The following is a 23,344-nucleotide window of genomic DNA, read 5'->3' as shown; positions in this document are numbered from 1 at the left end:
CAAGCTTTGGTTTAATGCAGCTTAATACGGCTTAATATGATTGATTTGATGAAGATAAACGCGATAAACCTTGGTGTGTTTTTCTATTCAAGTGGTTCTATTTCTCTACTGGAAGTTAAAAATATGAATAAAAAGACACTTATCATGACACTTGTTATCGGCTTGATGGCTAGTATCGCTTTTATCTTGATTCAGCCTTTGTTTGGTATGTCGACCCTGACATCTCGACACGCTGCTGCGTACGTGACGTTAGGTGGCTACGATCCAACAAGTGCACTGGTGTTGTCGTGGGTTGTGCATGTAGGCGTTTCATTGTGCTATGCCTTTCTTTCGAATCTTATTTTTATCTTCAATTCATCGCTTTCCGTCAACCTCATCCAAATCGCCGTGTTGGGTTGGATAACCACGCTGATTGCAACGCCAGCCAATGAATGGGTAGTGAAACTGGTGACGACAAAACAATTTCCGTCTATCAGTTCGTTATCTGCACTGAACACCGATGTCGGGCCAAAATTATGGCTGCATATTTTGTTTTTTGTTCTTATCGTTGGTGGGTTATGGCTGGCGAAAAAACAACGTTCTGCTATGGCTGTTGCTAAGATTTAAAGGACTGTTGCGAAGGTTTAAAGGGCTGCCGCGAAGATTTTAAGCGCACTTAAATAGCTATCTTGGTTTATTCGGCTACCTGTTTGTTTGCCATTACTCGTTGTTTGCCATTTTTAGCTCGTTGCCTGCTATTACTTGTTGTTTAGCCTTTTTCGCTCGCTGTTTACCATTTTTAGCTCGCTGTTTATCATTTTCAGCTCAAAATCCAACAACCATTCTTTGCGGCTCATGCCGCCGGTATAGCCCGTTAATGTACCGTTCGCCCCAATCACTCGATGGCAGGGGACAACAATGCTAAACGGGTTTTTACCGTTCGCACCGCCAACCGCTCTTACGGCTTTCGGGTTATCCATTCTTTTTGCTTGTTCACCGTAGCTGATGGTTTCGCCATAAGGGATACTGGTTAAGGCGACCCAGGCTTTGCGTTGGAAATCGGTACCTTTGGGTTCTAAAGGTAAGTCAAAGCTGGTGCGTTGGCCTGCAAAGTATTCGTCCAGTTGGCGAGCGGTTTCAAGGCATAACGAGTCGGGATTTTCAGTCAGCTCTGGTTCGGTATTGAGATGGTCAATTTCAATGATTGCATCGCCATTGCTCATGATGACCATTTTGCCCATTGGCGCGTTATAGAGCATTTTGTAAGTGGTGTCTTCCATGTCATATTCCTTCTTCTAGTCTTCTAGTCTTCTAGTCTTCTAGTCTTCTAGTCTTTAATCTGCTGTTACTTTAAAGCCTTTCGTATTTCGGTTACTCGCATTCCGCATTGGCTTGAGCTCTAACACGAAGCGCAAAGCAATACCCGGATATACCACCCAGAACATTGCCGAGTGCTAAACCAATAAACAGCCCTTCTACGCCGTCGATTTGGCTGCCTATCCACGCAAAGGGTAAGGTAAACACAAACAGACGCATGAAGCTCCATTGGAAGGCTTTAAGTGGTTGATGCATGGCGTTCATGCCGCTGATCAACATCATCACAATACCTTGGAACCCATAGCTAAAGGGCACGACTAGCAGGTAATGCCACAATATGCCTCGCACCGACTCTTCTTGAGAGAACAAAGCGGCCAAAGGGATGCTCAGTGGCACCATCATTAAGAAGACCAACCCTTGGAATAATAGGGCAAAGCGCATGCTTAGAAACAGGGCCTTAAAACTGCGCTGAGGGTTGTTTGCGCCAAAGTTCTGCGCCATGAAAGGCGTAAGAGCCGAAGTAAGAGACATCAACACAATGATAAGAATGGACTCGATACGTTGCGCTGCGCCATACGCCGCCACCGCTTCAGTCCCTTGTTTGGCCAGCATCATCATGATGATAGCGCCAGCAAGTGGGTTCAGTGCGTTAGACAAAGCCGCTGGGGTGCCTATTTTTAAGATCTGTCGCCAGTCACTGACGATGTTTGTCAGCTTAGGCGGCGCAAGCAGTTTTTCTCGCACCATCAATACGTAGAGTGAGCCACACAAAGCACCAAACCAACTGAAACCACTGGCAATCGCAGCGCCTTGAATCCCCAGTTCAGGAAAAGGCCCAAATCCGAAGATGAGTAGCGGATCTAAAACGCCATTGATAAGGCCAGCCAGTAGCATGATCTTGGCGGGTGTTTTTGTATCACCGGTCGCTCGAATCGCGCTGTTGCCTGCCATGGGAATGACCAACAATGGGATCGCGAGATACCACACCGACATGTATTCCGATATCAGCGGCAGCAACTCTTGCTTTGCTCCTAGCAGGGTAAACATAGGTTCTAAGGCGATAATACCTAATGTAGATGCGCAGCCGACCAGAAGCAGAGCCAGCAATAAGCCATGACAGGTAAAGCGTGCTGCATTTTGTGCGCTGCCTTGGCCAAGCAATCGACCGATACATGTCGATAAGCCAATACCAATCCCCATGGTGATGCAGTTGATGGCAAAGGTGACTGGAAAGGTAAAACTCACCGCGGCTAAGGCTTGGGTGCCAAGCAATGAGATGAAGAAAGTATCGACGAGGTTAAACATCAAGATCGCCACCATACCGAATATAGTCGGTATGGTCATGGTACGCAATGTACTCTCAATAGGGGCGGTTAATAGCCCGTGCTTATCTTGCATGTAAAACGCCGATTGAAACCAAAACCGTAGGATAAACAGATGCGGGATACGAGTAAACGAAAAGCAGGGAAAGATGAGGGGTGAGAATCTGCAATTTAGCTCACAATTTTTTCGTTCCCCCCTTGGGATTCATCACATTGTCCCCAACATATTGTTTGACCCACGCTAATCGTGGCAACTATCAAAATTTAAATGGAAATTATCAGGAGATAAGACCGATGAATATCCGTCCTCTACATGACCGAGTTATCGTTGAGCGCCAAGAAGTTGAATCTAAATCTGCTGGTGGCATCGTTCTAACTGGTTCTGCCGCAGAAAAATCGACTCGCGGTATCATTCTAGCTGTTGGCAAAGGCCGCATTCTAGAAAACGGTTCAGTGCAACCGTTGGACGTAAAAGTTGGCGATACCGTTATCTTTGCTGAAGGTTACGGCACGAAAACTGAAAAAATCGACGGCAAAGAAGTTCTGATCATGTCTGAAAACGACATCATGGCGATCGTCGAGTAATCTATTTTTCATTTAACTCTCAGTAAAAGTTATCAGAGCCAGTATTGGATGATTCATATCGTCATTCCAGAAATGAGGAACGAATTATCTGGAATCTAAACAGAGTGCGATTTGAGTAGATTCTGAATCACGTTCGTCCCTCACTGTTCAGAATGACGCGATAACGCTGAGACGCCCCGAAACAAAGAATTTGAAAGGAAATTAAGATGGCTGCTAAAGACGTTAAATTTGGTAATGACGCACGTATTAAAATGCTAGAAGGTGTAAACGTTCTGGCTGACGCAGTAAAAGTAACACTAGGTCCTAAAGGCCGTAACGTTGTTCTAGACAAATCATTTGGCGCACCGACTATCACTAAAGATGGTGTTTCAGTTGCACGTGAAATCGAACTTGAAGACAAGTTCCAAAACATGGGCGCACAAATGGTTAAAGAAGTGGCTTCGCAAGCGAATGACGCGGCGGGTGACGGAACAACAACAGCAACAGTATTGGCTCAGTCGATTATCGCTGAAGGCCTAAAAGCAGTTGCTGCGGGTATGAACCCAATGGATCTTAAGCGCGGTATCGACAAAGCAGTTATCGCGGCTGTAGAAGAACTGAAGAACCTTTCTGTTCCATGTGCAGATACGAAAGCTATCGCGCAAGTAGGTACTATCTCTGCAAACTCTGACGCTACAGTGGGTAACATCATTGCTGAAGCGATGGAAAAAGTAGGCCGTGATGGCGTTATCACTGTTGAAGAAGGTCAGGCTCTACAAGACGAGCTAGACGTAGTTGAAGGTATGCAGTTCGACCGCGGTTACCTATCTCCTTACTTCATCAACAACCAAGAAGCGGGTTCTGTTGATCTAGAAAGCCCATTCATTCTTCTTATCGACAAGAAAATTTCGAACATTCGTGAGCTTCTTCCGACTCTAGAAGCAGTAGCAAAAGCATCTCGTCCACTTCTTATCATCGCTGAAGATGTAGAAGGCGAAGCGCTAGCAACACTTGTTGTGAACAACATGCGTGGCATCGTGAAAGTCGCGGCTGTTAAAGCGCCTGGTTTCGGTGACCGTCGTAAGTCTATGCTACAAGATATCGCTATCCTAACGGGCGGTACGGTTATCTCTGAAGAGATCGGCCTAGACCTAGAGAAAGTAACGCTAGAAGACCTAGGTCAAGCTAAGCGTGTAACTATCACTAAAGAAAACTCAACCATCATCGATGGCGCGGGCGAAGAAACAATGATCCAAGGTCGTGTTTCTCAAATCCGTCAACAAATCGAAGATGCAACGTCTGACTACGACAAAGAGAAACTTCAAGAGCGCGTAGCTAAGCTAGCTGGCGGTGTTGCAGTAATCAAAGTGGGCGCTGCAACTGAAGTTGAGATGAAAGAGAAGAAAGACCGCGTTGAAGATGCACTTCACGCAACTCGCGCTGCCGTTGAAGAAGGTGTGGTTGCTGGTGGTGGTGTTGCACTTATCCGCGCTGCATCTAAAGTTGCTGGCCTTGAAGGCGACAACGAAGAGCAAAACGTCGGTATCCGTGTTGCACTACGTGCAATGGAATCGCCTATCCGTCAAATCACGAAGAACGCAGGTGATGAAGAATCTGTTGTTGCTAACAACGTTCGTGCTGGCGAAGGTAACTACGGTTACAACGCGGCGACTGGCGAATACGGCGACATGATTGCAATGGGTATCCTAGATCCAACTAAGGTAACTCGCTCTGCACTTCAGTTCGCAGCGTCAGTTGCTGGTCTTATGATCACAACAGAAGCGATGATCACTGACAAGCCTCAAGATTCAGCTCCTGCAATGCCTGATATGGGTGGTATGGGCGGTATGGGTGGTATGGGCGGCATGATGTAATCATCCCCCTGACTTAATCCTATAAAGTCTGAAAAGCCCCGTAAACGTTGTGTTTACGGGGCTTTTTTAGTTTTTATTTTATAAGACACCCAACAAATAAGACATCCAATAAAAATGCACAACTCTATTCGATGTATCAACCACGGTTCGGATCCTTTCTTTGCCTTTAATGACAAGGTTTCAGTTCCAAAGTTTATGGTTATTCAAGGCTGAGTTAACGCGGAGCGACCTGCTTGCGGGCTTATCACATCGTAAATTGCTCTATCACGTCGTAAATTTCTCTACCGCTAAGTGAATCTCTCTATCGCTAAAGTAAATCTCTCTATCGCTAACTTGTTGATTACTGTTGGCTATTAGAAAGATTCATCACCGTGCTCGAAACATTCTCTGCACCTTTATGGATCTCATCCATGACGGTCGAGACTTGGGTAATTTTGGCATTGCCTTCTTCCGTAATGGACGACATTTCAGCCATCATGGTGGTCACTTCGTTGATGAGCTTCTGGTTTTCTTCTACAACTTTGATTATCTCATTGGTCGAATCTGAAGTTCGGGACGCGAGTTGTCTTACTTCGTCAGCGACAACGGCAAAGCCTCTCCCATACTCACCGGCTCTTGCGGCTTCGATAGCAGCGTTGAGTGCCAATAAATTTGTTCTATCTGCTATCTCTTGAATCGTAGCGACAATGTTTTGAATGCTTTTCGAGCTGTCATTGAGTGAATGCACCTTTTGAGAGGTACTGGCCGCTTTTTGGGATACCGTTAAAGAAACCTCGACCGAATCGGTAAGCAGCTTAGAGCCTTCAAGGGCTATTTGCGCCGTTTCTAGTGATGTTGAGTAGGCCACCTCTGAAGCTTCAGCGATCGCATGGCTGCGTTCAATGCGATCCGTTATGTTACTGGCAAGCTTGACGATTTTCACGACCTTGCCTGCTTCATTCATGATGGGGTTGTAGCTGGCCTCAATCCAAATACTGGATCCATTAGAACTGCGACGCTGAAACAAGCCTGATTTTAGCTGTCCCTTTTGTAATTCTTGCCAGAAGTGAGGGTTATTACTATAGAACTCCTCAAAACAGAACATGCGATGATGTTTACCGACCACCTGGTTTTCTCTGTAACCCAACGTATTTAAAAAGTTTGAGTTGGCGGTCAGTATTGTTCCTTCAGGATCAAATTCAATAATCGCTTGTGACTTGTCTAAGGCAGAGAACAGCGCATCATTTTTTTTGTTTTGGTCGTTGATCTCTGTGATATCAGAAGCCAGTTTTGCTACGCCAGTGACACGACCATCTGAATCTTTGATCGGTAAATAGGTCGCTTCTAGAACAACCGTGTCACCTTGCTTATTTACTCTCTCGAACGTGCCTTCTTTTGAGATGCCATTGGCAAGCTCTCGCCAAAAGCTTTGATAAGGCGAAGAGCGGACATAGCTATCAGTGCAGAATATTTTGTGGTGTTGCCCTTTGATCTCATCTAATGAGTACCCGACAAGCGTTAAAAAGGGCGCACTGGCATCTTGAATAACGCCTTCAGGGGTAAACTCGATCTATGCAACATGCTTTTTTAAGGACTGGTAGATATTGTCGGAATGGCTAGGTTTTATCTCTGGTTTTTGCTTCTTAGTAAAAAACACCGCGGACCTTATTTAAACAGAAAAATAGTTGATATATTGCTCAACATGACTTTGACACAATTATACACATTTGTAGCGATTTTTAATTACAATGGATTAGAATATATTCAATATGGCGACGGGTAATCTTGAGTTTTTACCATGCGATGTATTGGTGTGAGTTTGGAATCAAGTAGCGTGCTTCGTGATGCTAAATCATGTCGAGTTTGATATTATTGTGAGATTAAATTTGTATTACAAATGATAAGGTGATTGTTTAACAAGGTTTTATTCAGTTATTTTGGCTGGGATGCTCACGATTTTTACGAGTTGCGGTATGCTTACTCGGTTTTAGAACGTAATGTAATGATAATCTCAGTTCGCCAAGGCTTAGTCGGATATTAATGTTGAAAAATTATTTATTAAAGCAATGGTTTTCGTTAACGATTATCGTGATTGGATTTTGTTTGATTGGCTTATCAATAACTGCTACGTCGTTAATGCATACATTAAATCAACAATCCACGATAATATCTGAGAACCGATTACCAGCAGTAAAAATACTGGAACAAATTGCCACTGAAGCAGTGAATTTGAGGGCGGCACAAGCTGGCGAAATAACACAAGCATCTGAGATGAATCGGCTGCTTATTGAAAGATTGATAAATAACATTGATCAAAAAACATTGTTGTATGTGCCCTTCATATCAAGCAAAGAGGAGCAATTGCTCTATACTCAGTTTCACGACCAATATCGCGATTACCTGTCTCTTCAGAAAAAACGGTTACACCTTTCTGCTTTGAATCAAACCGAAAAAGCAAATGAATTGTTTTTGACGGAGTCATTGTCTGCTTTTCAGCGTATGTCTGACGTACTTAAAACCCTGTCCAATTATAATGAAATACAAGCCTTGAAAATCAGTGAGAATGGCGATGAGATTTATAAAACGGCTAACAATGTTGTGTTATCAATTTCATTGTTGTTAGCAGCTTTAATGCTGGCTTGGGTGTTTTCGCTGTTCAAGAAATACATGACTTATCGTAACTCGTTAGAAAGCCGAGTCAATCGTGCTCTCGACAACCGTACTTTTCACTGTGTGTACCAGCCTATCGTTGATATGAATGAAAATAAGATCATCGGTGTCGAAGTCCTGGCGAGACTCAAAGACCGATATGGCGATGCTTATCCCGACCAGTTTATTCCTCTTATCGCTTTAGAGCACCGCTCTTGGGAGTTCACTGAACATATCATCGAAACAGCGTTAAGCGAACTCACCCAACTAGGCGTTTCATTAGCCGACTTTAAAGTTAGTTTGAATATTTTCCCCAGTGACATTAATGACAACCAAGTTTCTAAAATTACCGAGCTGAAAGAGGTTAAGTCCTTTAAGGGGAAGCTCGTGTTAGAAGTTACCGAGAGTGAAATCCTTGAGCACGAGTCAGCAAAATTAAATATGGAAAAAATGGTGAAGCAAGGATTTGAATTGGCTATTGATGACTTTGGAACGGGTTATTCCAATTTTCATCAATTAAAAGCGATGTCAGCTCAATACCTAAAAATAGACCGTAGCTTTGTTATGGATATGGAAGAGGATTCTATCAAGTCAGCGCTTATTCGCCATATCTTGCCAATCGCCAGAGATTTGAACATGCAAGTAGTGGCTGAGGGTGTTGAGAACGAGAGGCAGCACCGTATGTTAAGAGATATAGGGGTAGACTATGGACAAGGGTGGCACTACGGTAAGCCGAAAACTATCGATCATTTATGGCTGCATTTTTTAAACCAAACCGATACAAGTGTGGTGAAAAAATCGTGCGGACAAAGTATCGAAGGAACTGGTTTAATCTCTCAAGTCCGTGTCTGACGTTGTTTACGCTGTATGTAATTCCTTCCCAAATACTTAATCATAAAAATACATAACAAAGTCGCATCAAAGGTTAAGCTGTAACTTTTTTGTGGTGTGAATGTATTGATCGATATCAATAACCTACACATTATCACTGTCTTGAAAATGATCGAAGTCAAAAAAACGGCGCAACAAACATTTGACGAATATAAGATAATAAACCTTTTATAAAATAAATATTATTATCATAAATACAAGGCAGTGCGAGTGAAAGAACAGGATGAAAGAGTTTGCTTCTCTGAGACGAACAGTCTTATTTCGACCACAACACCAGAAAGCCATATCACTTATTGTAATGAAGATTTTTATCAAGTTTCTGGTTATAACCAAGAAGAGCTTCTTGGACAACCTCATAATATAATTCGACATCAAGATATGCCCAAGCCCGCCTTTGCTCAACTTTGGGATTATGTTCAGTCAGGTAATAATTGGATGGGGTTGGTGAAAAATAAGTGTAAAGGGCAAGGGTACTATTGGGTGTCGGCTTTTGTGACGCCGATACATAACCCTGACGGAAGTGTCCACGAATACCAATCGGTTAGAACTCAACCCAGTGAGGAGCAAATTGAGCGAGGGAAGCTACTGTACCAATCGATGCGAGAAGGTAAAGCCAAAGTACAGCGGTTTAGTTGGTTAAAATTGTCCTATGCGCTACTCGGCTTGCAAGCATTGTTTGTGGTGATGTTAGCTTTTGGTCTTGTCGCTTTGCCTACATTGAGTGCTTTGCTCGGACTGACGCTTATCGGTCAGATTGTTTGCGCTCTGGCGTTTCACCTGCGCCTAGCTCATCTACACACCGTCGTTAAAGCGGATTATCACAATCCAATTATGGAAAAACCGTATACCGGATATTGTGATGATTTATCGCCTATTGAAATTGCTATGCAGATGAAACGCGCAGAACTGCGAGCGGTAACTGCTCGTGCCAGTGAAACCGCTTCTGATATGTTGAACTCTGCCAAGCAAGAATGGAGTAACCGACAAAGCATCGATCAGGAATTGGGCGAACAAGAGAAAGCAACGGATGCGATGGCGGTATCTGCAGAAGAAATGTTGGGATCCATTGATGAGGTCGCCAATCAAGCAAAGCAAAGCGCCGAATTTGCCTTAAGCGCACAAAATCAAGCGCAACGTGGGGCGATACAGGTCGAAGCCGCGGCACAAACCGTACACCAACTCAGCCAACACCTGAATGGATCTAAAGTTGCGTTGACGCAACTGTATAATGACGTAGATGGTATTGAAGCTATTCTTTTAATGATCCAAGGGATCGCTGAGCAGACCAATCTGTTGGCCTTGAACGCGGCGATTGAGGCGGCTAGAGCTGGTCAGCAAGGGAGAGGGTTTGCGGTCGTCGCTGATGAAGTACGGGCGCTCTCTGGGAAAACGAGTGCATCCGTGGAAGAGATACGAGCTCGGATTGACACGTTACAAAAAACGGTGAACCAAACAGGCCAGTTGATGGAAGAGGGACTCCATGCTTCGAAAGCCTGTGTCGACCAGTCTCAGCAAAGTAAAGCATCCTTTGAAGCTATTGTGAACGATTTGGTCTCCATTAATGCCCAAAGTACTCGTACCTCTCAAGTCATCGAAGAGCAGGTTGCGGTTACTCAAGGGATAAATCGTCATGTGGTTTGCGTTAAACAGGGGATCAATGAAACTCGCGAGCTCTCTTCTAAGTCCGTTGAGCGATCAGAAGCGTTAGCTATGAATCTGGCTAGTTTAAAACGACTCGTCGATCAATTTATCCACTAGAGCCCCCTCTATTTAGTACACGTTTCATTCAATAGGGCTCTATGAAACGTGTGATTTCCATCATGCATTCCTAAGGTCCGGTATGTAATCTTGACAGGCTCTATAGATGTTTTTGTGAGCATTGGTGCATATTTGGATCGATTGTTGATTCGCGCCGTAAACTCACGTATACATTCTAGTAGACTCCGTGAAATGGCATTAAATTTCATGAGGTTAAACTGATGGGATATAGATAACTGTCAAGAATCAAGGAGAGTTTATGGCTAGGACAGTAGAAATAACGCAACCTCCAGATGTACGTGGACCACTGACTCTTTTATCGTTGGGGGAGGCAATAAAAGCGAAGCGAACGCAGAATCGGCTTACGCAATCTGAAGCGGCTTTTCTCGCTGGCCTCTCAAAGCAGACATATAGAAAAATAGAACAAGGTCGATCAGATATGCAAATGACATCATTGATGAAAGTGATTTCGGTGTTGGGGATCGATATATCGATAAGTCCTTAGTAAAGGTAGCTGTTATGTCGCAGTCTCAAATAACAATTATGATAAGAAATCTGAGTTGCAATAATTGTCTTAAGTTAGCTTGATCTATGAAGGGAGTACTTAAGGTTAACGTTCACGAAAAGTGTACAATACTTAAAACTGATGACTCGCAGCTATCCATAAATAGAGTCAATCACAGGACTCAGTATTAAATTAGCCCAACTGAGGCAGTCTTTTAGCGCATTCACAGCTTCGCATCACAAATATGCAGGCTAGATATTTGTTAAGGTTCTCTCGTTGAGAAAAGCCCCTTCCCCTTTGAAATCGCACGCCTTGAGATGTGGATCCTAAACAAGAAATGAAGATGCGGTACGTTGGGATGTGTTACAACAAACATGGAAAATACCGTTCTTTTTCTCTATATTATGATGCCACTTCCACAATTGTCGTCAAGATCATGCAAACCGATTTGAACATCATTGCCGAATTCGAAAAGAAAATTGCAGGACTCGAAAAAGAGAATGCTGAGCTCAAACGAAGCAATACTCGCCTACAAGAAAAGTTGAATGCCGCACTCGACAGTAATGGGTTGTGTCTATGGGAGCATCATGTTCCGTCAGGAAAGCTCACTATCTTTAATATGGATTGGGGAAAAATGCTCGGCTACCAACCGCATGAGCTGACTGCGACGTTTGAAACTTGGAAAAATAACTTACACCCTGATGATTATCAGCAGGCGATGAAAGCTTTTGAAGATCACCTATCGGGAAGGTGTGATTTGTATGAAGTTGTTTACCGAATGACCCATAAAGATGGTGGTGATAGCTACGTGTATGACAGAGGTCGTGTTGTCGAGTTTGATACTAATGGCGTACCGCTTAGAATTATGGGTACGCACATCGATATCACGCAAGAAAAACGCTTTGAACAGCAATTGGCGACCTTGGCCTCTACCGATAGGTTGACGGGGCTACTCAATAGACAAGCTATCGAACAACGTTTTCGTGAAATGAAAAGCGCAGATAAGTTAGTTCGAGCGGCGATGATCTTTATTGATATCGACAACTTTAAAGCGGTCAATGACACTTTAGGCCATCAGAAGGGCGATCAGTTGCTGAGTTTTATTGCTCAGCGCTTGGTCACGCTAGCCTCAGATGCAGCTTCGTTAGCTTCTGGTTTCGCTTCGCCGCAAGCTTCTGGTTTCGCTTCGCCGCAAGCTTCTGATTTAACTAAACCATCCTCTGAACTGGCGCAAATCGGACGGATTGGTGGAGATGAGTTTGTCATTCTGTTTGCCGATACTGAACCCGATCAAGTCACGCACTTTTGTGAAGAGTTGTTGCAAAAGGCGGTACCTGAAAGTAATCAAATGTTGAAGGGGGTCGCCATCGGAATGAGTATTGGTGCGTGTTTCTTTAACCACGGTGAGCATCACTTTGATGACGTTTACCAGCAATCTGATTTGGCCATGTATCAAATTAAAAAGAACGGCAAAAATGGAGTGAAAACTCTGCACCTTTGATGGGAATGGCACTGTATTTTGAGCACCGTTTTCGACTCCTTGCGGGTACAACGATGAGTAATTAGCAATGCGCGACTTATGCGTCAAGGGCATTAGAGGGCATGTATCAATATCCCTAGAAGCTAAGTGTTAATATAACTAGCGTTTATGAGTCAAGATCGTAAGCGGTGACCACTTTGTTCTTTCCTTGCGATTTTGCTTGGTACAAGGATTTATCCGCGAGAGAAACAAGATGTTTAATTAACTGGTTTGCGTTCTGGGCCTGATCTGTGTGTTGGCTCGGATCTGCGAGTGAGATATTCTCTTGGTATACACTTATCCCGATACTGACGGTACGTTGAATGTTCTCTTCTGCGCTTGAACAGGCAAAAGATTCACAGCGTTGGCGTAGTTCTTCAGCAAGTTCAATGGCTTGCTGAAGGTGTACATTGGACAAGAAAATAACAAATTCTTCACCGCCCCAGCGCCCCGTTACACCATGGTTTGATATCACCTGTTGGCATAAATTAGCGATGTTGCGGAGCATGTCATCGCCCGTTAGGTGACCGTGCTGATCATTCACGGATTTAAAGTTATCGACATCGAGCATCATACAGGCCAATGTATTTTGTTGGTGAGCTTGCGCTTCTACCCACTGATAGATGGCATCTCGGTTGAGAAGGCCAGTCAATGAATCGTGTGACGCTTTATAAGCCAGCTCTTTTTCGAGTTCAACTCGGTCTGTAATGTCTTCAATCACGGCTTGGACAGCCATCTCGCCATCCCACTCAATGGCATTATCATAGATGCTAAAGTAACGTTCTTGACCATCAAAGCAGATATTTCGAACCACACTATGTGCTCCGGGGATCTTGCCTGAAATTAAGTTTTGATAACGAGTTATGCCTTCTTCTTTTTGCTCATCTAATAACAAGTCTAGTAAAGAAATGTTATCTAGGACGTGCTGAATAGAGGGGGCTCTCATCAAGTCTACCCATGCCTGGTTGACCATAATAGGTTTGAAATTACGGTGCACACTAATGCCTTGCAATGATGACTGGACTAAGCGTTGGTATTGGCGCTTGTTATGCTCCAGCTGCTTCAATGCTTGCTCTTGGGCAGACAAATCAATCAAGGTGACTTGAAGGGCGGGTTCGCCTTTCCATTCTATAATATGGTCGATCGTGAAGGCTGTGAACTCACGTCCAAAACGGTCGCGGTTGGTAAAGGTGCGTCCGCGAGGGTTGGCGCGCTTTTCGACTTGTTGGTAATAATTGTCCTTTGCACTTTGATGGTGGTCCGAGACAATAAGATCAAGGATGGAGTCAATACTCGACATCAATTCTTGCGCGGATTGGTAACCGAAAATATGCGCATAATTGTCGTCGGCATGCACCAAATGAAAGTCTTTTAAGATCGCTATCCCGTAAGTGGAGTCGATTGTCAGTTTCGTCATACAAGCCCCTCTACGCTAAAGGCATATCGGTAACTAAGGTGATATTTGGGTTGCAAATCAATGTCTATCCTTTTCATCAATTGCTTTGTTCTGGTCGTGATTCATGTTTAGGCGTTGATGTATCCCTTCAAAGCATTTTCGAACATGATGACCCGTGATTCGATATTTAACCACTCAAAACAACATCCTAGTCTGGAGGGTAAATATAAGTAACACGTTACATAACTTATCACTGCTGCTAATACTAAGCCAGTCCCTGTTTGTTTTTTTGTCTATTGGTTTGAATGTCGTAAATACTAATAATGAATAGGGTCTTAAAACCTTATATATATTAATGGTATTTGACCGTTAAGTCGATCTGGAATAATACGCCTCATTCAGGATGTTGTTTTGCAAATTCGCATTATATTAACCATTGAAAATAAGAGGTAATAGAGCATTGTTGTCACTTTCTCTTTTAATTTATGGATTTAGTTCTGCACGCGTTTTAAATATAGTCGCTTAGGATTAGCTCTGCTGTTAACTTAGCTAAAATGACTTTGTTTTATTGTGATGGGTGAGTGCTGGTTTTATATTTTTCTTTCGGTGATGACTAGATAAATACAGGTATATATGAGTTCAGGTGCTTACTGGTAGTAAGTGCAACTTATCATCTATATTTCTACTTCTGTGAGGAATGGGCTGAAAGTCCGCATTTTAAATGTTAATGTTGCGCAAAATATAGAGGTAAGAAATGGATAAGAACAATGTTAGAAAAGGTTAATTTGAGAAAATTAATTCTCGTCTTGTGTGTATTTTCTGCAATGGTTACGTTATTAAACGCTTTCTATTCACTCTATCAAGTGCAGCGCGATATCATCATCAATACAACGCTAGAGTCGAACCGAGTTTATGCTAAAAAGATGGCAGAAATGACGGATGTTTTTCTTGATTCCGCAATGACCCAACTCCAATACAGCGCAAAAGCTCTATCCGACAGTACCAATGATAAGCGTGCGTTGACAGAAGAAACGAAACGACTCAAAAATCAAACCAAGTTGTTTAACTCCGTTGTCGTTGTCAATTCTGATGGTGTGATTACGGCGGTCTCTCCAGAGACAGTGAAAGTGAAAGGGATCAAGTTAACGAGTGAAAGCTCCCTTCAATCACTGAAAGCCCAAGCCCCTTTGGTGACCGACCCTTTCGTATCTCCCGCAGGTAACTATCTCATTAGTCTGTCGTACCCTATTTTTTCGAATCAGGGAAAATATCTCGGTTACATTAGTGGGACTATTTATCTCGAAACGGCGAATATACTAGGGCAATTGTTGAATGAACATAGTTATGAGGATGGTTCTTATCTTTACGTTGTGGATCGCCATGGAACGTTGATTTATCACCCCAATAAGACAAGGATCGGCCAAGTCATCACAAACAATGATGCAATTAATACCGTATCAAAAGGCGAAAGCGGCAGCCTAGATATTGTGAACTCTTTGGGTACCCAGATGCTGGCAGGGTACGCGCCTGTCTCACAGTCTGGTTGGGGAGTGGTTGCTCAGAAACCGAAGCAAAGCACTCTACTTATGGTTAATCAACAAATGAAAGAAGTGTTCATAACGACGATTCCTGTTGGGGTGCTGACGTTAATGTTTATTTGGGTGTTTTCTAGTTTTATCTCTAAACCACTAAGACAGTTAGCAATGGCGGTTACAGGTAGTGATCGTAACTCAAATACGGTAAATAACGTGAAGCAAGTTCACTCTTGGTATTTTGAAGCATCGCAACTTAAGAGTAGCTTTATCAGAGCCTTTGGGATCGCGTTTGAGACGATTGACACGCTTCATACCGCAAGTTTAACGGATTCGATGACAGGCCTGTTAAACAGAAGAGGCTTAGATAAAGCGGTTGATCAATTGCAACACCAAGCGATCCCATTTTCTGTTCTTGCATTAGACATTGATTTTTTTAAATCGGTCAACGATAACTTTGGTCATGATGCTGGTGATGAGTTATTAAAAAGTTTTGCACAATTGATGAAAGAGCAATCTAGAGATCAAGACTTGCTGTTTCGTTCTGGTGGGGAAGAGTTTATTATTTTCCTGCTCAATTCCGATGTTCAAGATGCTTTTAAATTCGCAGAAAGGTTACGTAAAAAGGTCGAGTTATATGACTTTGCCAATATAGGAGGGGTGACTGTTTCTATTGGTGTTGCTTTTAGGGGGAACGAGGAACAATCAATTAGTGCAACGTTAAAAGAAGCGGATACCGCATTATATAGTGCAAAAAATAACGGCAGAAACCGCTCTGAGCTTTTTCAGTAGTGATTAATTTTAAAGTTATCATTCGGTATAATAAGTAATTAAGAACAATCAAGTGAGAAATGTAAATAGAGTATTTACATTTCGTTGGATAAAAGTTAGCGTCATGGTTGTTTGTATTATTATGCACTTTGTGCAATAGGTTAAGGATGCTTACTTTTATAAAGAAATCGTCAACCGCCTTATCTTGGCTTCATTGGTTTGTTCTTGTTTGTTCTCTAATCCTAACTATTACCGCATGGCAAATTACTCTTCATCAGACACATCAAAAATCTCAAGTTCAATTTGATTTTCAAGTGAGTCAATTACTCGGGCTTGTTCAAGACAGAATGAGCAAGTATGAAGAAGCATTGAACGCGGGCGTGTCAGCAATCCATATGTTTTCCGCCCCAGTTAATCGAAAGAGCTGGAAAACGTTCGCTAGTCAATTTGAACTATCTTCCCACTTCCCTGGCGTGAGTGGGATAGGTGTCATTCATTATGTCCCTCAGGAAAAAGTGGCGAGTTACCTCACTTGGCAACAACAAAGCTTTCCTTCGTATGACATGCACCCAATTCGTATCGCCAAAGATTATTGGCCTATTACGTATATTGAACCAGAACAAGAAAACCGAGCAGCGGTTGGTTTGGATATGGCTCATGAAAATAATCGATATGCGGCAGCAAGGCTCGCTCGAACAAAGGGAACCCCTCAAATTACCGGGCCAATAACCTTGGTTCAAGATTCTAAGCAAACACCTGGTTTCCTTTTTTATGTGCCATGGTTCGATAAGAGAGAAACCCCGCAATATTATGGGGATGAAAGTGATGGCTTTTTGGGGTTAGTTTATGCCCCTTTTATTGTTCAAAATTTAATGAACGGTACGCTTGATGATGTTAATCGTCTTATCAATTTCAGTATCCATGATGACAATATTCCACTCTACGATGAGCTGACACATTCTCGTAAAACCCTGAACCATCAACCTATGTTTGATGATCAGTTGGAAGTCAATATGTATGGGAGAAGTTGGGTCTTTTATTTTCAATCTTCGCCTCTATTTGAAGCTCAACAACAGAGTTATCAGCCAACATTGATCCTGATGTTCGGTCTACTCGTTAATGTCATGCTCTTTGTCATTCTTATGATATTGCGTAACGGGGAAGAGAAAGCCCAAGGTTATGCAAGAAAGTTAAGTCGAGATTTGCAGGAGCGAACGGATAGCCTAGAAAAAGCCTCAGAAAATTTAGCCACAAGAAACCTTGCGCTAGAAAGAGCGAACAGAGACCTCGATCAGTTTGCTTACGTCGCATCGCACGATTTGAAAGCGCCTCTGAGAGGGATATCACAATTGGTGTCATGGATAAATGAAGACATTGAGGAACATCTAACTCCAGAAACAAAAGATTATAGTCGCCTTTTACAGGGGCGCGTTGTCCGGTTAGAAAGGTTACTCGATGACTTGTTGTCGTACTTTAGAGTCGGTAGGAAAAAAGACGAGATTCAGGAGTTTTCGTTAGCAGACAATGTCAAAGAGACATTCGAGTTACTCAATATGAATAATAAGGCGACGCTTATTTGTGACGACAGCATTGGCCCATTTCGTACTTTGGTCGTCCCGCTTGATTTAATCTTAAGAAATTTGATTTCCAACGCGATGAAACACCATGATAAAACACACGCGACTATTAAGGTTTCTGGTGTTTATCAAGGTGACCATTACAAGTTCTGTGTCGAAGATGATGGGCCTGGAATTCCCACTGCGCTTCATGACAAGGTGTTTGAATTATTCCACACTCTGCAACCTCGCGATAGCGTTGAAGGAAGTGGTATGGGTTTGTCTATCATCAAAAAAACCTTGGAGCTATACGGCTGCCATTTCGAATTACACTCTAATTCACAAGGTGGGTGTTCTTTTGTTTTCACCTGGCCCACAGAAGAGTTGTTAGAAAAAAAGGAGATCATATGAATCATAACTACGTGAAAACGGTCAGTATTCTCTTAGTTGAAGACGATGATATCGACGCAATTGGCATTCAACGTTCGTTGAAGTCATTAAACTTGCTTAATCCAATACATAGAACTCGAGATGGATTGGAGGCATTGGAAGCGCTTAGAAACGATACCGTTGAGCGGCCTTTTATTGTGCTTCTGGATTTAAACATGCCGAGAATGAATGGATTGGAGTTTTTGTCTGCCGTGCGATCGGATGCACGTTTGAGTGACATCGTGGTTTTTGTGCTGACAACCTCCCAACTTGATGAAGAGATCTCTGCTGCCTATCAGAAAAACATTGCGGGTTACATTGTTAAGTCTTCATCTAAGCAGGATTACAAACAACTTATTCGTTTTCTAGAGAACTATTGGAACCTTGTTGAGTTACCAAAATGCTAAAGCCAAGGGGGCTAGAATGAAGGTATTGATCATTGATGATGATCAGATAGATACTTTATCTATTGTTAGAACGCTGAAAAATACAGATCTACCTCTAGCGGCTATTGAGACTGCCGATACTGGCGTTAAAGGTCTGGAGTTGGCTTTACAGCATCAATTTGATGTAATTTTACTGGATTACCAACTCCCCCCAACCGACGGGTTTGAATTGTTAATTGAACTGCGCGCGAAAAATGACTTCTCTACATCGATTGTTATGTTGAGCCACAATGACGATGAAGATATTGCTCTGAAGTGCATTGAGTCGGGCGCTCAGGACTTCATCTTGAAAAGTGAAGTGACGGCGGTAAGATTGAGACGAGCGATTGTTATTGCGTCTGAACGTCATCAACTCGAGCAACAAGTGCTGGAGACGCATACCGAGCTAAAGCGATTAGCAGAGCGCGATAGTTTAACGGGTTTGAATAATCGTCACTTCTTTGAGGAGCGTTTAACCAAAAAACTGCTTTCTGCAGCAAAAGATAACTCTTCATTTGTCTTAATGTTGATTGATGTTGATAAATTTAAAGATGTGAATGATCGTCACGGACATGTCTTAGGAGATGGCGCCCTCAAAGAGGTGGCCAGTAAGCTTAACCGCTGCGTCGGATACAATGATATTTTATGCCGATTGGGTGGTGACGAATTCGCACTTTTATTCCCTATCGGAAATAATAAGCAGTACGTCCAACAAATGGTTAACCGACTCATGTCTGAATTTAGTTCTTCGATATGTGTGGACGAAGAGTCATTAGATTTAACGGTCAGTGTCGGTATTGCGAGCTTTCCTGAATGTGCATCGAACTCGATTGAGTTACGAAAATGCGCTGATATTGCGTTGTACCGTGCTAAGGAAAAGGGAAGAAACCAAGCTCAGTTTTATTCAAAAGCATTTCATGAACAAATGAATCGCCGAGCAGAGCTTGAAAGACACCTGAAGAAAGCTTTAGTAAAGAGCGAGATGGAGCTTTATTACCAACCTCAGTTTAATGCGGATATGAAGCTAATAGGAGCGGAAGCTTTGTTGCGATGGAAACATCCGAAGTTAGGGATGGTTCCTCCTGATCGCTTCATTCCTATTGCAGAAGAAACCGGGATGATTGTCGATATCGGTTTTTGGGTCATCGAAACGGCTCTGAAACAGTTACAATATTGGCTGAATGAAAAAACGTTGAGAGACGATTTCACATTAGCGATTAACTTATCTCCAAGTCAGTTAACCGACCGTTTTTTAGCGAAAAAAGTTAAAAACCTTCTTAATATTTATGAAATTCCAGCTTCAAATGTGGAGTTTGAAATTACGGAAAGTAATCTTATTTCAGGCGAGTGGGCATCTGAAGCTTTGCAGAAAATCAGTGACTTAGGTGTAAAAGTCGCAGTGGATGATTTTGGAACCGGTTACTCCTCACTGTCTCATTTGAAGGATTACACGATTGATGTGATCAAAATCGATCGCTCTTTCGTTGAGCGTATTGAATTGACAAAACCGAGGCAACTTTTTACTGCGATTTGCGCGTTCTCACACAGCTTAGAGTACGACACGGTAGCGGAAGGGATAGAGACGGAGATTCATGATGCTATATGTAAAGAGGTAGGAGTGACACGCTTGCAGGGGTTCTATTACTCTAAACCATTACCGGTAATGACTTTTGAAAGTAAATATCTTTATGCTTCGTGAACGAACGAACGAACGAACGAACGAACGAACGAACGAACGAACGAACAGATAAAGGCAGTTCTTGTCCCTAAATCAACCTCTAACGGTTGATTTAGGGGGATATTGGGTGAGTTCTAGCCACAGGTTGAAATGACGAAGAAGAGACGGCTACCTCAAGGTGATTCGGTCTTGATTTAACGGTTACGGATTTTGAGGTTGAGCCACGGCCAAACACTGACAAGTAAAACCCCTACGAGGATCAGAAGCGAACCCCAGATAAAGCCGCTGTGCGCTTGTTCATCCAGAAGAAGAATACTCGCTATTACGCCAATCACTGGTGTCATGAATGATAACACCCCCAGTTGTGAGGCTTTGTATTTTCGGATAAGGCTAAACCATGCCAAGTAGCTGGCAAAGCTAACAAATAGAACCTGGAACAACAGATTCATTGATGTGTTGAAATTGAGTGAAAAGTGTATCTGATCGGTAATGGCTGCATAACTGAGCAATAGCACGCCCGCTCCACCAAGCTGAAAGAACAGTGTATGTTCTGTTGAAGCTACCCCTAATCGAGTACAACGAACCACGACGGTTGTCGCTCCCCAGAGCAAACCAGCGATCAGTGCCATAACGTCACCGATTAACATATCCTGTAGGTTTGTGCTGGCTTCATCTCGCGAGAAAAACGCGACGGCAATACCACAAAAAGCGATACCGATACCGAACCACTGCATTTTGGCTAGAATTTCGTGTTTGTTGAATAATTGCAGACCAATAGCAGCAAAAATAGGTGCGGTATACAAAAATACAGTCATATGAGAGGCGGTGGTATATCTCAAACCTTCTGCGACAAACAAAAACTCCAACGCAAAAAGTGCGCCGACGACAACGCCTGATATTAGATAGTCTTTAGATTGTTTTAGTGAGTCTTTTTTTAAGGTCATCATTACCCACACCATTAGTGCGGCGAGAAAAGAGCGACCTCCAATTTGTAATACAGGAGCAATTTGGTCGGCAATTGACTTGATGGCAGCTTGTTGGACTCCCCATATAAAACAGATCATAAACATGGATAAGCTTGCGGTGACATCGACATTAAGCCTAGAGTCGTTCATTTATATTTTCCTTGATAATTGCAGCTCTATTACGATCATCACCTAGAGGAAGGCCTCGTTGTTAAGAGGCCTGGCTACTTTTACTCAATAAGAACAAGTGCACAATAGGAACAAATTATCAGCCATGTTGATGTGACCAAGTTAAGTTCAGCCGTCAGAAAATACGGCTTAGTTTACTCTAGGAGAGTGTTTTAAGGAGTAGCGAGCTGCAGTCGTTGTTCATTAGCCAGAACAAAGTCTGCTCTCTTGATCTTATGTTTTCAGGTTAGACAGTCAGGGTCAAGTGAGTTTTAGGACGACGAGTGGTAAGTATGTATTGGTTCTTATGATTTCTTTATATTATAGTTTGGCCTGATAATTGCTGATATTTATAAATATGAGTGATGTTTAAGTACGGTGCTCGTGCCTTAGCGTGGAATTAATAAAAGAGAGTATATGTTGGATAATTTATCAAAACTCACCATTAAAGCGAGGCTGGCTATTGGGTTTGGCACGACGCTTTTTCTTATGATGCTTTTAACAGTATTAGGTATTCAAAAAGTTAACTTCATTGATGAGACGCTGACGGAAATTACCGATGTAAACTCACTTAAACAGCGTTATGCCATTAACTACCGTGGCAGTGTTCATGATCGCGCGATTACTATTCGTGATATTGCGATAGCCAGAACCTCTCAAGAGATTTCTCTTCTAGAGCAAGAAGTTAAGCAGCTCGAAGCTTTTTATCGGGAGTCTGAAGCTCACATGAACCAAATGCGTTCGCAAGGTGAGATGTTTACGGTCGATGAACAACGCATTCTTGCGAAAATCGATAAGATACAACAATATACTTTACCTTTGGTTGAGGAGATTATTCAGGATAAGAAATCGGGTACTGTAATGACCGATTCTATCCTTGATTCAGCTCGACCTGCTTTTATTCAATGGCTTGCGGCCATCAATGAATTTATTGATTATCAAGAAGAACAAAGCCAAAAGTTAACCTCTGAGGCTCGAATTATTGCGGGTGACTTTCAACAGTTGATGCTATTGCTGACTGCGATTGCATTGACGATGTCGTTATTCGTCGGCTTTATTATTGAACGCAGTTTCAGAGCTTCTTTGGGTGGTGAACCATGGGAGATTTCTGAAATGATCAAGAAAATCTCTGAAGGTAATTTATCCCAACGCTTTATCAAACCAGAAGAGGCCGTTGGCATCTATCGTTCGTTAATTATCCTTAATGATAAGGTGAGTACTGTCATTAAAAGCAGCCGAGGGATTTCAACACAAGTTGCCACGTCAGCTGAGCAGTTGACTGGGGTGATGGTTGATACCGCGAACAATGCTCAACATGAATTGACGCAAGTTGAGGAAATCTCTAATGCGATTAGCGAGTTATCAAGCACTTCAAAAGAAGTAACATCAAACGCTGTTCATGCCGAGCAAGAGGCTAAAAAAGCGATTGATAATGTCTTTAAAGGTAACCAAACCTTAGAGGAGTCTATTGAGCTTACCCATAAGATTAATGACTCTGTAAAACAAACCGCCAGTATGATTGTCGATCTTAAAACAAATGCGATGGATATTGGTGAAGTGACGGCCGTGATCAGTACCATTTCTGATCAAACGAATTTGCTGGCCTTGAATGCAGCCATTGAAGCGGCGCGAGCGGGTGAATACGGACGTGGTTTTGCCGTTGTTGCTGACGAAGTTCGTAACCTTGCATCTAAGACGCAAGATTCAACGAAGAGCATTCAAGATATTATTACCAAGCTTCAAGCTCAATCAGAAAAAGCCAACGACAACATGATCAGCAATGTTGAGCAGATCCAAGAGTCAGTGACATTGTCAGAAAATGTCCAACAATCATTCAGTCATATTGAACAGTCTGTGCAATCTATTTCTGAAATTAATACGTTAGTGACAAGCACCTCTCAAGAGCAGTTTAGTTTAACTGAGCGTATAGCATTGAATACAAACAATGCCTTTGACCTCGTGAACCAAAATGTGTCGGGTATTCATCAAACTCAACAAGCGGCCAAAGCGTTATCTCAACTGGCGGTAGAGCAGAAAAAAGAGCTGGAGTTTTTTAAGGTCTAGAGA

16 protein-coding genes and 1 pseudogene are annotated in these 23,344 nt (G+C 42.7%); 12 read left to right on the top strand and 5 right to left on the bottom strand.

Annotation, left to right across the window (positions count from 1 at the left end):
* The first annotated feature begins 36 nt into the window (after positions 1–36).
* Positions 37–606: a hypothetical protein gene (locus tag L8S15_RS18445; RefSeq protein ID WP_102313382.1), complete on the top strand. Its 570-nt coding sequence runs from the start codon at positions 37–39 to the stop codon at positions 604–606.
* 131 nt (positions 607–737) lie between these two features.
* Here the strand turns inward: L8S15_RS18445 and L8S15_RS18440 are convergent, their stop codons facing one another.
* Together L8S15_RS18440 and L8S15_RS18435 are read right to left on the bottom strand one after the other, a co-directional pair.
* Positions 738–1,259 carry a methylated-DNA--[protein]-cysteine S-methyltransferase gene (locus L8S15_RS18440; RefSeq protein WP_280574583.1) on the bottom strand — a complete coding sequence of 174 codons (522 nt, stop codon included), beginning with the start codon at positions 1,257–1,259 and terminating at the stop codon, positions 738–740.
* Between the two features lie 91 nt (positions 1,260–1,350).
* The gene (locus L8S15_RS18435) at positions 1,351–2,694 is read right to left on the bottom strand and encodes an MATE family efflux transporter (RefSeq protein WP_102457019.1); all 1,344 of its coding nucleotides are present in this window, start codon (positions 2,692–2,694) and stop codon (positions 1,351–1,353) included.
* A gap of 218 nt (positions 2,695–2,912) precedes the next feature.
* Between L8S15_RS18435 and L8S15_RS18430 the strand changes: the two genes are divergently transcribed.
* Together L8S15_RS18430 and groL are read left to right on the top strand one after the other, a co-directional pair.
* Positions 2,913–3,203, top strand: a complete 291-nt coding sequence (locus L8S15_RS18430; protein ID WP_010433998.1) for a co-chaperone GroES — start codon at positions 2,913–2,915, stop codon at positions 3,201–3,203.
* Between the two features lie 206 nt (positions 3,204–3,409).
* The gene (groL, locus tag L8S15_RS18425; RefSeq protein WP_010433999.1) at positions 3,410–5,056 is read left to right on the top strand and encodes a chaperonin GroEL; all 1,647 of its coding nucleotides are present in this window, start codon (positions 3,410–3,412) and stop codon (positions 5,054–5,056) included.
* Between the two features lie 340 nt (positions 5,057–5,396).
* Here the strand turns inward: groL and L8S15_RS18420 are convergent.
* A pseudogene (locus tag L8S15_RS18420) lies at positions 5,397–6,692 on the bottom strand (PAS domain-containing methyl-accepting chemotaxis protein).
* Positions 6,693–7,075: 383 nt separating this feature from the next.
* Here L8S15_RS18420 and L8S15_RS18415 point away from each other — a divergent pair.
* The 4 genes from L8S15_RS18415 (at position 7,076) to L8S15_RS18400 (ending at position 12,339) form a co-directional block, all read left to right on the top strand.
* Positions 7,076–8,536, top strand: coding sequence for an EAL domain-containing protein (locus L8S15_RS18415; protein ID WP_016795235.1), 1,461 nt, complete (start codon positions 7,076–7,078; stop codon positions 8,534–8,536).
* A 249-nt stretch (positions 8,537–8,785) separates the two neighbouring features.
* A complete protein-coding gene (locus tag L8S15_RS18410) occupies positions 8,786–10,333 on the top strand; it encodes a PAS domain-containing methyl-accepting chemotaxis protein (protein WP_280574571.1) in 1,548 nt (515 codons plus the stop codon).
* A gap of 259 nt (positions 10,334–10,592) precedes the next feature.
* Positions 10,593–10,838, top strand: a complete 246-nt coding sequence (locus L8S15_RS18405) for a helix-turn-helix transcriptional regulator (protein ID WP_016795233.1) — start codon at positions 10,593–10,595, stop codon at positions 10,836–10,838.
* A 436-nt stretch (positions 10,839–11,274) separates the two neighbouring features.
* Positions 11,275–12,339: a sensor domain-containing diguanylate cyclase gene (locus L8S15_RS18400; protein ID WP_280574597.1), complete on the top strand. Its 1,065-nt coding sequence runs from the start codon at positions 11,275–11,277 to the stop codon at positions 12,337–12,339.
* A gap of 145 nt (positions 12,340–12,484) precedes the next feature.
* Here L8S15_RS18400 and L8S15_RS18395 read toward each other — a convergent pair whose 3' ends face one another.
* Positions 12,485–13,774, bottom strand: a complete 1,290-nt coding sequence (locus L8S15_RS18395; RefSeq protein ID WP_280574568.1) for a sensor domain-containing diguanylate cyclase — start codon at positions 13,772–13,774, stop codon at positions 12,485–12,487.
* 746 nt (positions 13,775–14,520) lie between these two features.
* On the opposite strand from L8S15_RS18395, the gene L8S15_RS18390 reads away from it, so the two are divergent.
* The 4 genes from L8S15_RS18390 to L8S15_RS18375 all read left to right on the top strand — a co-directional run bounded on the left by L8S15_RS18390 (position 14,521) and on the right by L8S15_RS18375 (position 20,165).
* Entirely contained in the window at positions 14,521–16,077 is a 1,557-nt protein-coding gene (locus L8S15_RS18390; RefSeq protein ID WP_016792654.1) for a sensor domain-containing diguanylate cyclase, read from the top strand.
* Positions 16,078–16,223: 146 nt separating this feature from the next.
* Positions 16,224–18,023 (top strand): CHASE domain-containing protein, encoded by a 1,800-nt coding sequence (locus tag L8S15_RS18385; RefSeq protein ID WP_280574563.1) that lies wholly within the window; start codon positions 16,224–16,226, stop codon positions 18,021–18,023.
* A complete protein-coding gene (locus L8S15_RS18380) occupies positions 18,020–18,448 on the top strand; it encodes a response regulator (RefSeq protein WP_016793736.1) in 429 nt (142 codons plus the stop codon). The genes L8S15_RS18385 and L8S15_RS18380 overlap by 4 nt, the downstream gene beginning before the upstream one ends.
* 16 nt (positions 18,449–18,464) lie before the next feature.
* The gene (locus L8S15_RS18375; protein WP_016793737.1) at positions 18,465–20,165 is read left to right on the top strand and encodes a GGDEF domain-containing response regulator; all 1,701 of its coding nucleotides are present in this window, start codon (positions 18,465–18,467) and stop codon (positions 20,163–20,165) included.
* A gap of 173 nt (positions 20,166–20,338) precedes the next feature.
* Here L8S15_RS18375 and L8S15_RS18370 read toward each other — a convergent pair whose 3' ends face one another.
* Positions 20,339–21,259 (bottom strand): DMT family transporter, encoded by a 921-nt coding sequence (locus L8S15_RS18370; RefSeq protein WP_016793738.1) that lies wholly within the window; start codon positions 21,257–21,259, stop codon positions 20,339–20,341.
* A 435-nt stretch (positions 21,260–21,694) separates the two neighbouring features.
* Between L8S15_RS18370 and L8S15_RS18365 the strand changes: the two genes are divergently transcribed.
* Positions 21,695–23,341 carry a methyl-accepting chemotaxis protein gene (locus L8S15_RS18365; protein WP_016795229.1) on the top strand — a complete coding sequence of 549 codons (1,647 nt, stop codon included), beginning with the start codon at positions 21,695–21,697 and terminating at the stop codon, positions 23,339–23,341.
* Positions 23,342–23,344: the final 3 nt, after the last annotated feature.

It is taken from the genome of Vibrio sp. S/42/10 (assembly GCF_029890535.1).
Classification (GTDB): domain Bacteria; phylum Pseudomonadota; class Gammaproteobacteria; order Enterobacterales; family Vibrionaceae; genus Vibrio; species Vibrio cyclitrophicus.
The sequence above is the reverse complement of the archived record's forward strand: the minus strand, read 5'-3'. Positions and strand labels throughout refer to the sequence as shown.

Coding starts and splice junctions, on each gene's coding strand:
- L8S15_RS18445 (WP_102313382.1), top strand. CDS start 37: ATGATTGATTTGATGAAGATAAACGCGATAAACCTTGGTGTGTTTTTC.
- L8S15_RS18440 (WP_280574583.1), bottom strand. CDS start 1,259: ATGGAAGACACCACTTACAAAATGCTCTATAACGCGCCAATGGGCAAA.
- L8S15_RS18435 (WP_102457019.1), bottom strand. CDS start 2,694: ATGCAAGATAAGCACGGGCTATTAACCGCCCCTATTGAGAGTACATTG.
- L8S15_RS18430 (WP_010433998.1), top strand. CDS start 2,913: ATGAATATCCGTCCTCTACATGACCGAGTTATCGTTGAGCGCCAAGAA.
- groL (WP_010433999.1), top strand. CDS start 3,410: ATGGCTGCTAAAGACGTTAAATTTGGTAATGACGCACGTATTAAAATG.
- L8S15_RS18415 (WP_016795235.1), top strand. CDS start 7,076: ATGTTGAAAAATTATTTATTAAAGCAATGGTTTTCGTTAACGATTATC.
- L8S15_RS18405 (WP_016795233.1), top strand. CDS start 10,593: ATGGCTAGGACAGTAGAAATAACGCAACCTCCAGATGTACGTGGACCA.
- L8S15_RS18400 (WP_280574597.1), top strand. CDS start 11,275: ATGCAAACCGATTTGAACATCATTGCCGAATTCGAAAAGAAAATTGCA.
- L8S15_RS18395 (WP_280574568.1), bottom strand. CDS start 13,774: ATGACGAAACTGACAATCGACTCCACTTACGGGATAGCGATCTTAAAA.
- L8S15_RS18390 (WP_016792654.1), top strand. CDS start 14,521: ATGTTAGAAAAGGTTAATTTGAGAAAATTAATTCTCGTCTTGTGTGTA.
- L8S15_RS18385 (WP_280574563.1), top strand. CDS start 16,224: ATGCTTACTTTTATAAAGAAATCGTCAACCGCCTTATCTTGGCTTCAT.
- L8S15_RS18380 (WP_016793736.1), top strand. CDS start 18,020: ATGAATCATAACTACGTGAAAACGGTCAGTATTCTCTTAGTTGAAGAC.
- L8S15_RS18375 (WP_016793737.1), top strand. CDS start 18,465: ATGAAGGTATTGATCATTGATGATGATCAGATAGATACTTTATCTATT.
- L8S15_RS18370 (WP_016793738.1), bottom strand. CDS start 21,259: ATGAACGACTCTAGGCTTAATGTCGATGTCACCGCAAGCTTATCCATG.
- L8S15_RS18365 (WP_016795229.1), top strand. CDS start 21,695: ATGTTGGATAATTTATCAAAACTCACCATTAAAGCGAGGCTGGCTATT.